10 protein-coding genes, 1 tRNA gene and 1 pseudogene are annotated in these 14,342 nt (G+C 62.3%); 4 read left to right on the top strand and 8 right to left on the bottom strand.

The genetic code is table 11. From position 1 onward, the window contains the following. Positions 1–59 precede the first annotated feature (59 nt). Both LB577_RS21385 and LB577_RS21380 read right to left on the bottom strand, forming a co-directional pair. The gene (locus LB577_RS21385; protein ID WP_224688213.1) at positions 60–2,141 is read right to left on the bottom strand and encodes an ABC transporter substrate-binding protein; all 2,082 of its coding nucleotides are present in this window, start codon (positions 2,139–2,141) and stop codon (positions 60–62) included. A gap of 102 nt (positions 2,142–2,243) precedes the next feature. After that, positions 2,244–3,710 carry an alpha-glucosidase/alpha-galactosidase gene (locus tag LB577_RS21380; RefSeq protein WP_224688212.1) on the bottom strand — a complete coding sequence of 489 codons (1,467 nt, stop codon included), beginning with the start codon at positions 3,708–3,710 and terminating at the stop codon, positions 2,244–2,246. 245 nt (positions 3,711–3,955) lie between these two features. Here LB577_RS21380 and LB577_RS21375 point away from each other — a divergent pair, with 245 nt between their 5' ends. Continuing rightward, positions 3,956–4,831 (top strand): AraC family transcriptional regulator, encoded by an 876-nt coding sequence (locus LB577_RS21375; RefSeq protein WP_263496187.1) that lies wholly within the window; start codon positions 3,956–3,958, stop codon positions 4,829–4,831. Between the two features lie 23 nt (positions 4,832–4,854). Here LB577_RS21375 and LB577_RS21370 read toward each other — a convergent pair whose 3' ends face one another. The 5 genes from LB577_RS21370 to LB577_RS21350 form a co-directional block, all read right to left on the bottom strand. Next, the gene (locus LB577_RS21370) at positions 4,855–6,882 is read right to left on the bottom strand and encodes an aldo/keto reductase (protein ID WP_224688210.1); all 2,028 of its coding nucleotides are present in this window, start codon (positions 6,880–6,882) and stop codon (positions 4,855–4,857) included. A 35-nt stretch (positions 6,883–6,917) separates the two neighbouring features. Continuing rightward, positions 6,918–7,997, bottom strand: a complete 1,080-nt coding sequence (locus tag LB577_RS21365) for an ABC transporter ATP-binding protein (protein WP_224688209.1) — start codon at positions 7,995–7,997, stop codon at positions 6,918–6,920. A gap of 8 nt (positions 7,998–8,005) precedes the next feature. Beyond that, the gene (locus LB577_RS21360) at positions 8,006–8,842 is read right to left on the bottom strand and encodes a carbohydrate ABC transporter permease (RefSeq protein WP_224688208.1); all 837 of its coding nucleotides are present in this window, start codon (positions 8,840–8,842) and stop codon (positions 8,006–8,008) included. Then, positions 8,839–9,699 (bottom strand): carbohydrate ABC transporter permease, encoded by an 861-nt coding sequence (locus tag LB577_RS21355; protein ID WP_224688207.1) that lies wholly within the window; start codon positions 9,697–9,699, stop codon positions 8,839–8,841. The genes LB577_RS21360 and LB577_RS21355 overlap by 4 nt, the downstream gene beginning before the upstream one ends. 154 nt (positions 9,700–9,853) lie before the next feature. After that, positions 9,854–11,125, bottom strand: coding sequence for an extracellular solute-binding protein (locus LB577_RS21350; protein WP_224688206.1), 1,272 nt, complete (start codon positions 11,123–11,125; stop codon positions 9,854–9,856). A gap of 104 nt (positions 11,126–11,229) precedes the next feature. Here LB577_RS21350 and LB577_RS21345 point away from each other — a divergent pair, with 104 nt between their 5' ends. From LB577_RS21345 to LB577_RS21335, 3 genes are all read left to right on the top strand, one after another. Continuing rightward, positions 11,230–12,102 carry a helix-turn-helix domain-containing protein gene (locus LB577_RS21345; protein WP_224688205.1) on the top strand — a complete coding sequence of 291 codons (873 nt, stop codon included), beginning with the start codon at positions 11,230–11,232 and terminating at the stop codon, positions 12,100–12,102. Between the two features lie 344 nt (positions 12,103–12,446). After that, a tRNA-Phe gene (locus tag LB577_RS21340) sits at positions 12,447–12,522 on the top strand. A 212-nt stretch (positions 12,523–12,734) separates the two neighbouring features. Continuing rightward, on the top strand, positions 12,735–13,994 hold the full coding sequence (locus tag LB577_RS21335; RefSeq protein WP_224688204.1) for a tyrosine-type recombinase/integrase: 1,260 nt from the start codon (positions 12,735–12,737) through the stop codon (positions 13,992–13,994). A 72-nt stretch (positions 13,995–14,066) separates the two neighbouring features. On the opposite strand, the pseudogene LB577_RS21330 reads toward LB577_RS21335, so the two are convergent. Then, positions 14,067–14,306 (bottom strand): annotated as a pseudogene (locus LB577_RS21330) (conjugal transfer protein TraG); the annotation flags it as partial. Positions 14,307–14,342: the final 36 nt, after the last annotated feature.

The following is a 14,342-nucleotide window of genomic DNA, read 5'->3' as shown; positions in this document are numbered from 1 at the left end:
CCCCCCCCCCCCCCCCCCCCCCCCCCCCCCCGGGTCTCTCTCGGTCAGGGGAGGTGAACCTACATCGGGCCCTTGTCGCCGGGCTTGCCGGGAAGCTCCTCAGGGAAGAGTTCGTATTTCGCCTGCTTGTCGGCGGTGACGAAGACACGTTCACGGACGATCGAATCCTCGGCCCAGTTGAACATGAAGATCGGCGTACCCTGCGGGATATTGGAGAAGCGCTTGTTGACGATCAGCGCCCCGGGATACTCCGTCAGGCCGATATTGTAGACGTGTTCCGTCGATATCTTCTGGAACTCCTTCATCAGGCTGGCGCGCTCGTCATTGTCCGACGAGGAGACGAACTTGTTGACGATGTCGACGAGGTCCTTTTCGAAAGGCATCAGGTCGACCTGGCCGCTTTCCGGCGCGCGGTGATCCCAGCTGGTCTTGGGACCGACCGGCGCGAGCTGTTCGGTGTTCTGCACGACCGAGGTCAGTTCCTGGTCGTTACGCCGGATCAGCCAGTCGAAGCGGCCGGAATATTGCGAGGCGTCGCGCTGGGTGCCGTTGAGGCCGTTCAGCACAACCCGAAGCCCGAGCTTCTCCATCTGGGCGACGACGCCTTCGGCGAGGCTCTTGTCGGTGCCGTAATCGTTGTTGACCAGCATCACGATCTCGACGTTCTTGCCGCCGGCGGTGCCGGCCGGGAAGTTCACGAAACCGTCGCCATCCGTGTCCTTGAGGCCGGCCTTGGCGAGTTCGGCCTTGGCGCCCTCGAGGTCGAAGGGATAATACACGGTCGACTTGCGGTCATAGAAGCTGGTGCCAGACGAGAAGCCGCCGGGATAGATGGCGGTGAACGGCCCTTTGACCAGGGAGTCGCCAAGCGCCTTGCGGTCGAGCGCCATGGTGACGGCCTTGCGGAAGTCCTCGTTGCGGTTCAGTTCGCGGATCGCCTGGCCACGCTCGTCAGGGTTGCCCCAGCCATTGGCGGAAAAATTCAGGCGCAGATTGTAGCCGATGAGCCGCGGGCCGAAGGCCAGACGTGCCGGCGCGTTCGCCACCGCCGCGCGCTTCAGCGAGGCGACGAAGTTTTCCGGCTGCTCGAGGTTGGAGAAATCGCCCGAGCCGGCGACCGCCTGGACGTCGCGGTCGGCCCAGGTCGATAGCTTGTATTGCAGTTCGTCGAGGTAGGGCAGCTGGTTGCCCTTTTCGTCGACCTTCCAATAGTAGGGGTTGCGGCGCATGACGATGATGTCGTCCGGCCGGTAATCGACCGGCACCCAGGCGCCCATCACCGGCATGTTCATATATTCCGGCGGGAAGGCATTCTTGAACTGGTCGTAGGTGTTCTTCGAATATTTGGGATGCTGCGGCTTCAATATGTGCGCGGGGCCGGGGCAGAAAGTGCCGTAGGCCATGGCGTAGAGGTACTGTTTCGGGAAAGCGTCCTTGAAGGTCCACTCGACGGTGTAATCGTCGATCTTTTTCAGCGTCGTGCCGACGCCGAAGGTTTCCTGTGTCGCACCATTCAACGGAGAGACGTTTGGGTCGATGACCTCGTCGTCCCAGTAGAACATGACGTCGTCGGCGGTGAAGGCAACGCCATCGGACCATTTTGCGCCCTCGACCAGATGCATGGTCAACTTGTGGCCGTCCTTCGACCACTCCCAGCTTTTGGCCAGGTTCGGCAGCGGCTCGGTGTCCTTGGCTTCGACCTGGAACAGCGGCGCGGTGCGCGTCAGGCACTCGGAGAGGCCGATGTCGATGCCGCCCCAGCCTTGCGTCTGGCCGGCGCCATAGTTCCAGCCTTCCGGCCGCCCGCCGATGACATGGCGCATCGTATCGCCGTAGACGCCAATGCCATTGGGCATGTTGGCGGTCTTGAAGACCAGCGGCTCCTTCGGCAGCCTGTCCTTCACCGGCGGCAGCTTGCCGGCCTTGACGTATTTTTCCGTCACCCAACCCGGCTCGTGATATTCCGGCAGCGCCTTGAACTCCAAGATGGAGTCGCGCGCCACATACTTGATCTTGCCTTCGGCCGGAAACGTCGCCGGCGTCGGCGGGACCGTCGGTTCGGAAGCGAAGGCGTTGAGCGCCGGAACGGAGACGCTCAGCGCCAGTCCAGCGACAATGCCAATGTTGCGTAGGTTCCTCATTATCTCCTCCCTCGTGTTCAGACTTTTTCTGCTGCTGGTCTTCTGCCTTGGCGGCTGACTGCGGCGGACCTGCCTCCCGTGGATCCGCGGCCGCTCCCGGGTTCAGCCGGTCTGCTTCAGCGCGGCCTTTTCGGCGCGCAACTCGTCCATCGAGCGCACCTTGCGCCGCGCGGCACCGGCCCATTCGCGGGTCTGGACCACGGATTTCGACAACCGCTCCTTGGCGGCCGGAACTGCATGCGCGTATTGCGGCAACCAGGCGGCCTGGGCGACGACCATTTCGTCGACCATCTGCCAGACCTCCTCCGGGGTCGACACCGCGCCAACCAGTGGATCATGCAGCACGGCGAGCTTCAGGAGATCGATATCGCCCGATATCGCGGCATGGACCGACATGCGCTGGACGTTGATCGAAGACATGCAGGTCGCCGCACAGGCCTCCGGCAGCGTGATGCCGGCGGCCATGTTGATGCCGAAACGGTCGACGAAGCCGGGCGACTCGATGATCGCGTCCTGCGGCAAATTGGTGATCACGCCGTTGTTCTTGACGTTGAAGTGGCCGCGATAGACGCGGTTGGTCTCCAGCGCCTCCAATATGTGGCTGGCATGCTCGTTGGAGCGCTTGGCCACGTCGATCGGCTTCGACGCCGCTTCAAGGAACTGCGGATACTCCGTCTCGAACCAGTTGCGGGTCTCGGTGGAGTAGCGGAGGTAGCCGCCGGTCTCGCCATGGATCCAGTCCGACATGTCGATCCAGCGCATGATTTCGTCCGGACGCTTCCGGTACCAGGGCAGGTATTCGGACAGATGGCCGTTGCTTTCGGTCGAATAGACGCCAAAGCGCTTCAGCACGTCGATGCGCAGCTTCTCCTGCTGCGAGTAGACCGGATGCGCCTCGAAGGCGGCAACCAGTTCGTCCTTGCCGATCTTGCGGCCATTCAGGCGCAGATCGATGAACCAGGTCTGATGGTTGATGCCGGAGCAGACATAGTCGAGCTCCCGAGGCGACTCCGCACCCAGCACCTTGGCGATCTGCTCGGCGCCGTGCTGGACCCCGTGGCAGAGCCCGACCGTATCGACCTTGCCGTACTCGATGGCCGCCCAGGTGTTCATGGCCATCGGGTTGGCGTAGTTGAGGAACTTGGCGTTGGTGTCGGCGACCTCGCGGATGTCCTTGCAGAAGTCGAGGATCACCGGGATGTTTCGTTGGCCGTAGAGAATGCCGCCGGCGCAGATCGTATCGCCGACGCACTGGTCGATACCGTATTTCAGGGGAATGCGGATGTCGTCGGCATAGGCTTCCAGGCCGCCGACCCGAACGCAGCTGATGATATAGCGCGCGCCTTCGAGCGCCTTGCGGCGGTCGGTGGTCGCCGTCACCCTGGTCGGCAATCCGTTCGCGTCGACAATCCTGTCGAGGATCGCCTTGATCATCTGCAGATTGTGCTCGCTGAGATCGGTCAGCGCGAATTCGATGTCCTTGAATTCGGGCACGCAGAGAATGTCGGTGAACAGTTTCTTGGTGAACCCGACGCTGCCGGCGCCGATAATAGCGATTTTGAAACTCATCACCTTCACCTCGATCCGATCGAATGCTAGGCAAGGAGCAACAAGCGGAGGATAAGGCCACGCGCCAAGGCGCGCCTGCCATTCAAGCCGGAATCCGGCTTTTCTCCTCCCGCCCGCTCCTCGACCGCGGGTCTTTCGCGTTCTTCGAGGCGGGATTATGCGCTTATTCGCGAGCGCGACCAGAGAAGGATTATGCTTTCAGGGGTAATTTTGTGCTGCAGGATTTGATCGCCAACGGACAGTCGATGCGCACGATCTCGCTGCCACGCGGCCGCCAGCGCCTGCATGCCATGCCGACAAGCACGGGCTATGAAGTGCGCGAGGACGAAATCTACGACTGGGATGGGCGCAAACGCGGCCAGACGCCATTCACCGTGCTCCAGCACACGATCAGCGGAACCGGCCGGCTGCGCTACGAGAACCGCGACTATCGCCTGCAGCGGAACGACACATTGCTGGTGCTGGTGCCGCACAACCACCGCTACTGGCTGGCCAGGGACGAGCGCTGGGAATATTTCTGGATCTCGATGAACGGCGAGGAGGCGCTGCGCATCCACAAGTCGATCCTCAGCGTTTCGGGTCCGGTGTTCCGGCTGCAGCCGGCGACGATCGATCATCTCGCCGATTGCAGCTTGCGGCTCGTCAAGGGCGCCGCTTCGCCGGGCGCTGCTTCGGCGATCGCCTACGAGGCCGCGATGGCGCTTTATGACGATGTCTTCGGCTCACACGCCTTTGCCGAGAAACAGAGCGCCATGCAGCCGGTCATCGATCACATCAACGCCAACCTCGACAAATCGCTGCCGGTGGCGGAGCTGGTCCAGATCAGCGGCCTCAGCCGGGCCCATTTCTCGCGCTGCTTCGCCGAGAGCGAAGGCCTGCCGCCAGCCGAATTCGTGCTGCAGCAACGCCTGCAGCGCGCGGCGAAGCTTTTGACCAAGGCCGACTTCCTGCCGGTGAAGGAAGTCGCCATCCTGTGCGGCATCGAGGACGCGAACTATTTTTCAAAGGTGTTCCGCCGGCTCTACGGAACCACGCCCAGCCAATTCCGCACCACCGGCATGTATGCCAGCTTGCGGACACCGCCCCGGGGTGGCGTCAGGGCGTCTGACGACGAGACCTGACGCCGCTTTTTGTTTCATGCGTGTCAGGCGGCGTGCAGCCTGCCACTATCCAGCCATTCGAGATCGGCCGGCGAAAGCTTGATGTCGAGGGCGCGCAGGCTGTCGTCCAGCTCGCCCAGCGTGCGCGGCCCGATCAATGGAATGGACGGGAAGGGCTGATTGAGCACATAGGCCAGCGCGATGTGGATCGGGCTCTTGCCCAGTCGTGCGGCGAGTTCGATCGCCCGGTCGCGGCGGCCGAAATTGCGCTCCGAATACCAGACCCGCACCAGTTCCTCATTGTCGCGCCGGTCGCGCCCGGCACGGTCGGTGAAGAAGCCGCGGCCCTGGCTCGACCAAGCGAAATTCGGCATCTGCCTGGATGTCAGCCAGGCCTTCCAGTCATCGGTGGAGGAGGTGATGCATCCTGCCCAGATCGGCTCCAGCATCTCGGCCAGCGAGAAATTGTTGGAGAGTGCGCCCGGCTTCTGCTTGCCGGTACGCTGCGCATAGGCAATCGCCTCGTCCATGCGCTGCATCGTCCAGTTCGAGCCGCCGAACGGGCCGCGAATGCGGCCTGCCTTGACCTCGCGGTCCATCGCATCGACGAACTCGCCGACCGGCACATCAGGGTTGTCGCGGTGCATGAAATAGATGTCGACATGATCGGTCTGCAGCCGGTCGAGCGACTGGGCGAGCTGCTTGGCGATCACGTCGGGATAGCAGAGCGGCGAATGCGCGCCCTTGGCGATGATCACCGACTTTTCGCGCACGCCACGGTTCTTCAACCATTGGCCGAGCAGCGTCTCGGTGTAGCCGCCGCCATAGACATAGCCGGTGTCGAACAGATTGCCGCCGGCTTCGAAGAAAGCGTCGAGCAGGATCGAGCCCGAGGAAAACGTACGGAAATCCTCGAAGCCGAGCGCCACTATGGATGCCTTTTTCGCCAGGCCTGGGATGGCGCGCTTGGCGATCGCTGTGCCGCCGGGGCGCAGCGGCCGGCCGGAAATGGTGCTGGTGCGCAGCGGGGCCTTTTCGATCTCATACTCCAGCCCGACGGCGGCGCGCCATCTGTCGAGCACGCGCAAGGTGCCGAGACTGTCGGCCCAGCCCATCCCCGGCCAGGCGAATTCCTGCCGCCCGGCGCGGATCGCCTCGCCGGCGCCGTCGACCTCGAAGGAATAGACATGGCGTTTTTCGTTGACGCTGATCGTCTCTCGCGATCCATCGGCGCCGATCACGTCGATGTGGCCGAGGCCGACGTCCCGGTTGCCGCCGGCGAACCAGAAGTCCGGCACTTCGATCCGCCCCTTGGTGCCGAGGATGCGCAGGACATTGTCCTGGTTGAGCGAGATGCTGCAGGAGACCTCGGCGACGATGCCATCAGGGAAATGCAGCAGCGCCGAAGCCCACTCATCGACGCCGGACTGGCCGAGATGGGCGGTACCCACCACCCTGTCGGGCTCGGCAAAGGGTTGTCCCGATGCCGCCCCGGCAATCAGCCGGACCATCGAGACGGGATAGCCGCCGACGTCCAGGATGCCGCCGCCGGCGAGATCGTTGGCATAAAGCCGGTGTTGTGGCATGAAGCCCGGCATGGCGAAGCCGAAGCTCGACTTGATCATCCTGATCTCGCCGATGACGCCGGACTTGATGAGTTCCACCAGCTTCAGCGTCTGCGGATGCAGCCGGTACATGAAGGCTTCGCCGAGAAAGGTACCAGCCTTGCGCGCGGCGTGGATCATGGCGTCGGCCTCGAAGGCGGTCAGCGCCAATGGCTTTTCGCACAGCACATGCTTGCCCGCTTCCGCCGCCCGGATCGCCCATTGCGCATGGCCGGGATGCGGTACCGCGATGTAGACGGCATCGACCTGCGGATCGTCGAGCAAGGCCTCATAGCCGTCGAGGATGCGGGCACCGGGGAAATTCTCCGCAAGGCCCGGCTTGGCGGGATTGCGCGCGCCGATGGCGACCAGTTTTCCGGTGTGCGAAGCGGCCACGCCGCCGGCAAAAGCCTGGGCGATGCCGCCCGGACCAAGAATGCCCCAGCGAATGGGCGTGGTTGCAGTCATTGTCATTCTCCTTGAAGGCTGGGAGGGGCGGCCAGTCAGCGCAGCCGCAGCCCCTTTTCGTCGAACAGGTAGGATTTGCGGATGGAAACGGTGACTTCGGACGTGTCGGGAACCTTGGCCGCGTCGCGCTGGATCACCACGTCTTCGCCGTGCGCAGTGCGGGCATAAAGAAAGCTCGTGCCGCCAAGGTGTTCGATCACGTCGATGGCGACGACGAGATCGGTTTCGCCTTCTCCGGCGACGCCGAAATGTTCGGGCCGCACGCCGACAATGACCTTCGTCCCGGCCTCCGGCGCGGTGCCGGTCAGCGGCTGGGTGATGCGGGTTTTCTCCTGGCCCGCCAGCTCGACCACGACACCGCGCGCATCGCGCCCGACGATGCGGCCCTTGATGAAGTTCATCTTCGGCGAGCCGACAAACCCCGCCACGAACAAATTGTCGGGATCGTCGTAGAGTTCGAGCGGCCTGCCGATCTGCTCGATATGGCCGGCGCGCAGCACGACGATCCGGTCAGCCAGCGTCATCGCCTCGGTCTGGTCGTGCGTGACATAGACCATGGTGGCGCCGAGCTCCTTGTGCAGGCGCGATATCTCGACCCGCATCTGCACGCGCAGTTCGGCGTCGAGATTGGAGAGCGGCTCGTCGAACAGGAACACCTGCGGCTCGCGCACGATGGCCCGGCCGATGGCGACGCGCTGGCGCTGGCCGCCGGAGAGCTTTTTCGGGCGCCGGTCCATCAGTTCGCTGATGCGCAGGATCTCGGCCGCGCGCTTCACCCGCCGCTCCGTGTCGGCTTTCGGATTGCCGGTCATGCGCAATCCGAAGGAGAGGTTCTGCTCGACGCTCATATGCGGATAGAGCGCATAGGACTGGAAGACCATGGCGATGCCGCGGTCGGCCGGTTCGACGTCGTTGACAACCTTGCCGCCGATGGAAATCTCGCCGCCGCTGATGTCCTCGAGCCCGGCGATCATCCTGAGCAGCGTGGACTTGCCGCATCCGGAAGGGCCGACGAAGACCACGAACTCTCCGTGCTTAATGTCGATGTTGGCGCCGTGGACGACCTCGAAGGTGCCGAAGCGCTTGACGACATTGTTGAGCGTGACCGTTGCCATGCTGCCCCTTACTTGATCGCGCCGGCGGCGATGCCGGCGATGAAATGGCGCTGCAGCAGCACGAAGACGACAAGCATCGGCACGGTCAGCATTACGGCGCCGGCCATGATGCCGCCCCACGATACCTTGGTGAGGCCGATCAGCGTGCCTAGCGCCACGGGTGCGGTCATCGAGCCCGGCTGGCTGTTGATCAAAAGCGGCCAGAGATAATTGTTCCAGGACGCGAGGAACAGGATGATGGCGAGTGCGGCCAACATCGGCCGCGCCAGCGGCAGTGCGACGAACAGGAAGATGCGCCATTCCTTCACGCCTTCGACCCGCGCGGCGTCGAACAGGTCGTCCGGCATCATCGAGAAGCTCTGGCGCATGAACAAGACGCCCAGCGAATTGAATAGTGGCGGCACGATCAGCGCTACCCAGGTGTTGGCGAGTTGGAAGTCGCGCGCCACCATGATGAATTGCGGGATCAGCACGACCGCATAGGGCAGCGTGATGGTGCCGAGGATGATGGCGACGACCACGCCCTTGCCGAAGAACTGGTAGCGCGCCAGCGCCCAGCCGGCCATCGAGGTCAAGAGCACCGACAGGAAGGTGTAGGTCACCGCCACCGAGACGGAGATGCCGATGGCGCCGACGAAGTTGGTGTCGCGTTGCAGATTGTTGAAATTGTCGACGAAATTGCCGTGCGGCAGCAACTCGATGCCAGGGCTGAAGATGCCGTTGTCGGGCATGGTCGAGAACACCACCATCATCCACAACGGAAACAGCCAGATCAGCGCCAGCGGCGTCAGGAAGAGATGCAGCAAGAGGCTGCGTCTCAGCCGGGTCGAGGAGAGCGAGCTCATTGCCTTTCCCTCGTCAGCCACAGTTGCACCAGCGTGATGGCGATCGCCAGCCCCGCCATTGTATAGGCGACGGCCGAGGCGTAACCGAAATTGAGCGAGCGGAAGCCTTGGCGGTAGAGCAGCAGGCCGAGCGTCTCGGTGCCGCCGCCCGGTCCGCCGCGCTCGGTGATCAGGAACGGCTCGGTGAACAACTGCATGGTGCCGATGATCGACAGCACCGTGCAGAACACGATGACCGGCTTCAACAGCGGCAAGGTTATGTAGAAGAATTGCTTGAGCTTGCTGACGCGGTCGAGCGTCGCCGCCTCGTAGACGTCCTCGGGGATGGATTGCATGCCGGCCAGAAGGATGATGGCGTTGTAGCCGGCCCAACGCCAGGTGACCGCGATCATGATCAAAGCCATCGCCGGCGTGACGTTGGAGAACCAGTCGATCTTGGGCAACCCGACGCTGTTCAGGAGCTTGTTGACGATGCCGAAATCGAGGCTGAACATCAGCCGGAAAACCGCCGAATAGGCGACCTCGCCTACCACGACCGGAGCGAAGAAGGCGAAGCGGTAAAGCCCCCTCGCCTTCAACAGCGGCGAATTCAAGAGCACCGCCATCACCATGGCCAGCGCGATCATCACCGGCACCTGGATGACGAGGATGAGCAGCGTGTTCTTCAGCGCGTTGAAGAAGGCCGGATCGCCGATCAGCCGGCCCCAGTTGAAGCCGGGGGCAAAGCGCCAGGGCACTGTGCGCGTCGCCTGGAACGAGATCATGAACGAGGAGATGATCGGCCACAGCCAGAAGACGGAGAAGATCAGGAGATAGGGGGCGAGGAAACGATAGGCCGTGGCGTTACGGTTGCGCATCTTCGTCCTCCTTCTCCCGATTGTTGTTTTAGGCCATCGTTTGGGCTGCCGTTCTCCCCTTGTGGGAGAAGGTGTCGTCGAAGGCGACGGATGAGGTGTTCCAGGGAACGCAAACGTCTCACTCCGCTGGGGCACCCCTCATTCGTCGCGGCGCTCACTCCTTGACCGGCAGTCCGGTCGCCGCGGCGATCTGGCTGGCGGCATCGTCGAGCGCTGCCTTGGCGTCGGCATAGCCGCCGGCGAGATATTTGGTCTGCACCGCGCGCATGATGATTTCGGCGTCGCTCTGGAACTGCGTGCCACGGCTGGGGACGACCTTGGGCAACGTGCCGAGGATATCCTTCCACACAGCCTGGCCACCCCAATAGGGCAGGCCTTCCGAGACGTAGGGATCATTCAGCGCCGACACCAGCGAGGGGACGAGACCGAATTCCTTCAGCATCGTGATCTGGCCCTCATTGGTTCCGAGCGTGTATTTAAGGTACTCGTAAGCCGCCTCCTTGTTCTTCGATACCGAGGTGATGGCCAGCGATGAGCCGCCGAGATTGGCGGCGCGCGGGCCGTCGGAGGTCAGGCTCGGCATCAGATAGACGCCCCATTTGCCGTTTTCGCCGGCCGATTCGGTGCGGATGGTGCCTTCATACCAGCCGCCATAGACCTGGGTGGCGACCGTGCCGGCGGTGTTGTTGGTGATCTTGGTGCCCCAGTCGGCCGAGGACATGATGCCGGCATCCTTCATGTCCTTGATCTTGGCCAGCGTATCGACACATTTCGGCTGGTTGACCGTGATCGACTGGCCATCCTCGGCGAAATAGGAGCAGCCTTGCTCGTTGGAGATCATACGGAAGAATTCGGTGTCGCCGTTGAAATCGGCATTGGTCATCGAGACGCCCGGATTGGCGGCTTGGATCTTCTTGCCGGCGGCGATGAAATCGTCCCAGGTCTTGATCGACGCCGGATCGACACCGGCCTTTTCGTAGAAGTCGCGGCGATAGAAGGCGGCGACCGGGCCGGAATCCCACGGCATCGCATAGGCCTTGTCGCCGACTTCCAGCTCCGTGCGCTTGAAATCGGGGAATTTCTTCTGGTCTTCGGCGCTGTAGCCCAGCGTGTGCAGGTCGACGAAGCAGTCGGGGAACTGGCTCCAGTAATTCTCGGCCTCGCCGTTCTCTATGGTGACGATGTCGGGCAGGCCGACACCGCCTGCGGCACAGCCGGCGATCGACTTGTCATAAGTCGGCTGGTTGCCGAGATCCTGGACCGTGACCTTGATGTCAGGATGCAGCTTGTTGAAGCCGGCGACCGTCGCCTTCAGCGACGAAGCGGCGACGTTCCAGCTCCAGATGGTGATTTCGCCAGATTGCGCGAATGCCGGGGCTGAGCCCAGGGCAAGCGCAAGCGCGGCGCAGGACAGTGTGATGCGCATTGAAATCCTCCCATTTCATTTGCTCTCTCTGCGAGCCGGGCTAGACTATGCAGCACGGAAGGCTTGTCCCCGACAAAGGGAATAAGGAATTGGCGGAAAGTAAGATGCCGGAACGGCCGTTTTACCAGCCTGGCGCCAGCAGCGTGGAAGGCCTGCCGCTGCTGTTGCAGATGTTTCACACCACTCCCCTGGTGATGCTCAAGCCGCACTGGCATGCCCAGGTCGAGGTGAATTTCATCGTGCGCGGCAGCGTGCACTACCGCATGAACGAGCACGAAATCTCGCTTTCGGCCGGTGAGATGTGCCTGTTCTGGGGCGGCCTGCCGCACCAGATGGACGATTTGAGCGACGACGCCGTCTATGCCGGCGCGCATCTGCCGCTGGTGCATTTTTTCCGGCTGCATCTGCCGGCGGACGTGCGCCACCGGCTGATGACGGGCGCCACGCTGGTGACCGGCGCCACCGATCAATCCGACAACGACAATTTCGCCCGCTGGAACCGCTATGCCCGCTCGGGCGACCCGGCCAAGGCCGAGCATGCCGTCAATGAACTTCTGCTGCGGCTGGAGCGGGTGCGGTTCGAGCCTTACCGGCTGGTGCCCGAAACCGCAGCCGGGCACGAGACGGGCAGTCCCTTCGACCAGCAGTCGTCGCGCAATGTCGGGCGCATGTGCGACTTCATCGCGGAAAACTTCCTCTACGACATCGATTGCGTGAACATTGCCGGGGCGGCCGACATCCATCCCAAATACGCCATGAGCCTGTTCAAGAAATCGACCGGCATGACGTTGAACGAATATGTCAACCTTCTGCGGTTGAGCTACGCACAGGCGCTGTTGATGCATCAGGACGCCAATGTGCTCCGCGTTGCCATGGATTCGGGCTTCGGTTCGCTCAGCGCCTTCAACAAATCGTTCCGCAAGCTGGCCGGCATGACCCCCTCCGATTTTCGCAAGGGCCTGGCCAGCGCCAGATAGCCCGCCGGCCGGTTGGGGCCTCGCCAGGGATGCGAGCACATTTCAGGATCTCGCCCATCGCCGCATCTCGATTATCGACTGGAATGCAGGCCGGGCTGCCGGCAAAGGGCTATCGCGGGCTGTGGCAAGGATGCCGAGGCCTGAAACAGTCCAGGCCGCGCACCATTCCGGGGATGAAAGCAGCATGGAAAGGCACCCACCACACGGCACGTCTTTTCCTGTCTGAAATCGCAACCTAGGCGCTGGACAGGCCGAATTCCCGTGCTATAACCCACGCGCTTTCAAGGGGCGCCCCACGGCGCCTTCATGAAATCCGGTCAACGCAATTTCAGTTACCGGAACAGGCCCAGATAGCTCAGTTGGTAGAGCAGCGGACTGAAAATCCGCGTGTCGGTGGTTCGAATCCGCCTCTGGGCACCATCCCCTCTTCTCTCGACAGTCTTTTTCGCCGAAGCCTCTACGCTTACGCCTCGGCAACCAGCTGAAATCCTTGCTGATTTCGGCGCGCAAAGCGCGGATGGTCGGGTTTTGTGGAATTTCGGCGCAATTGGTCCAACGAGGCGGGGGGCTGGTATTTTAGCTGGTATTGGAGATCCTGATGGTATCGATGCAGCCAAATGGAGGTCCCGAAAATGGCCCTTTCCGACGTAAAATGCCGAAATGCCCGACCCGTTTCCAAGCTCGTGAAATTGTCTGATGGTGGCGGGCTCCAGCTTTGGGTTCAGACTACCGGATCTCGCCTATGGCGCCTCGCGTATCGTTTTGGCGGCAAGCAGAAGCTTCTGGCATTGGGCAGCTATCCCCTCATCTCCCTCGCTGAGGCACGCGAGGCGCGCGATACCGCCAAACGTCTCCTCCTACGTGGCATCGACCCCGCACAGGAGCGTAAGTCGCAAAAGGCTTCGGCAGAGGACACCTTTCGCTCAATCGCGGAAGACTATGTCGACAAGCTGAAGAAGGAGGGACGTGCCGACCGGACCATCACTAAGGTCAAATGGTTGCTCGACTTTGCCTATCCAACGTTTGGGGACAAAAGTGTTCGGGAGATCGATCCGGCCACAATTCTTGCCGCTCTCCGCAGCGTGGAGGTTCGCGGTCGATACGAGTCAGCTAGGCGACTGCGCTCCACCATCGGCAGCGTGTTTCGGTATGCAATCGCAACCGCACGCGCCGATACAGATCCAACGATCGCCCTGAGGGGCGCACTCGTCGGTCCGACGGTCACGCCGCGTGCCGCGGTTACCGATCCAAGGGCATTGGGAGGCTTGCTGAGGGCGATCAAGGCATTCGACGGACAGCCTACAACCCGAGCCGCCCTGAAGCTGATGGCCCTGCTGTTTCCCCGCCCCGGCGAACTGCGCGCGGCCGGATGGGACGAGTTCGATTTCGAAAGCTCCGTGTGGAGCATCCCTGAAGGACGCATGAAGATGCGACGGCCGCACCGCGTACCTCTTTCCAGGCAGGCCGTCAGCGTCCTGACCTCACTTAGAGAAATCTCTGGTGGTGGATCGCTGTTGTTTCCTAGCGTTCGATCGGGATCGCGTCCGATTTCCGACAACACGCTTAACGCTGCCCTTCGCCGTATGGGCTATGGCAAAGAAGAAGCTACCGCGCACGGTTTTCGAGCAACGGCATCAACTCTGCTAAACGAATGCGGAAAGTGGCATCCGGACGCCATTGAGCGGCAACTGGCCCACATTGAGAACAACGACGTTCGTCGCGCCTACGCCCGGGCAGAGCACTGGGAAGAGCGCGTCAGGATGATGCAATGGTGGGCCGATTATCTGGATGAACTCGAGAGCAAAAACCCGCGGGCGATTTTCATTTCGAGCCCAACAGCGGCTTTTCAGCGGCCGCCGATACGAACCTCCAACCTCCGGAAATCATCCTGACGGTCGAATGGTTATCAAAACTGGACGGCCAAATGGACACCCGAAGGGTCCTACATTGCCAACCGTTATGGCGCCAGCAAGCACACCGGCCTTGTCGAAGACCTCAGGCGCGTAGGCGTCGAAATGGAACCACCATTCGAACACTTTCCACGGCTTGTAGATCGGCCAGCCGGCTGCAACGAACCAGGGCGCTCCGAGTGGCGGCTGATGGCCTAGCATGTGAGCGCACCATTGCGTTGCTGCCCAGACGCTGGAAACGACGATTGCGAACACGACGGCGATCTGCCCGATTAGCAGCTTGGTGGGCGTCATTGGCTTGCTCCGCGGCACCGACCCGCGGACAAATCA

Origin of the sequence: Mesorhizobium sp. B283B1A, assembly GCF_020165735.1 — a bacterium.
In the GTDB taxonomy this organism is placed as follows: domain Bacteria; phylum Pseudomonadota; class Alphaproteobacteria; order Rhizobiales; family Rhizobiaceae; genus Mesorhizobium; species Mesorhizobium opportunistum.
Note: the sequence above shows the minus strand (reverse complement) of the source record. Positions and strands in the feature narration are given on the sequence as shown.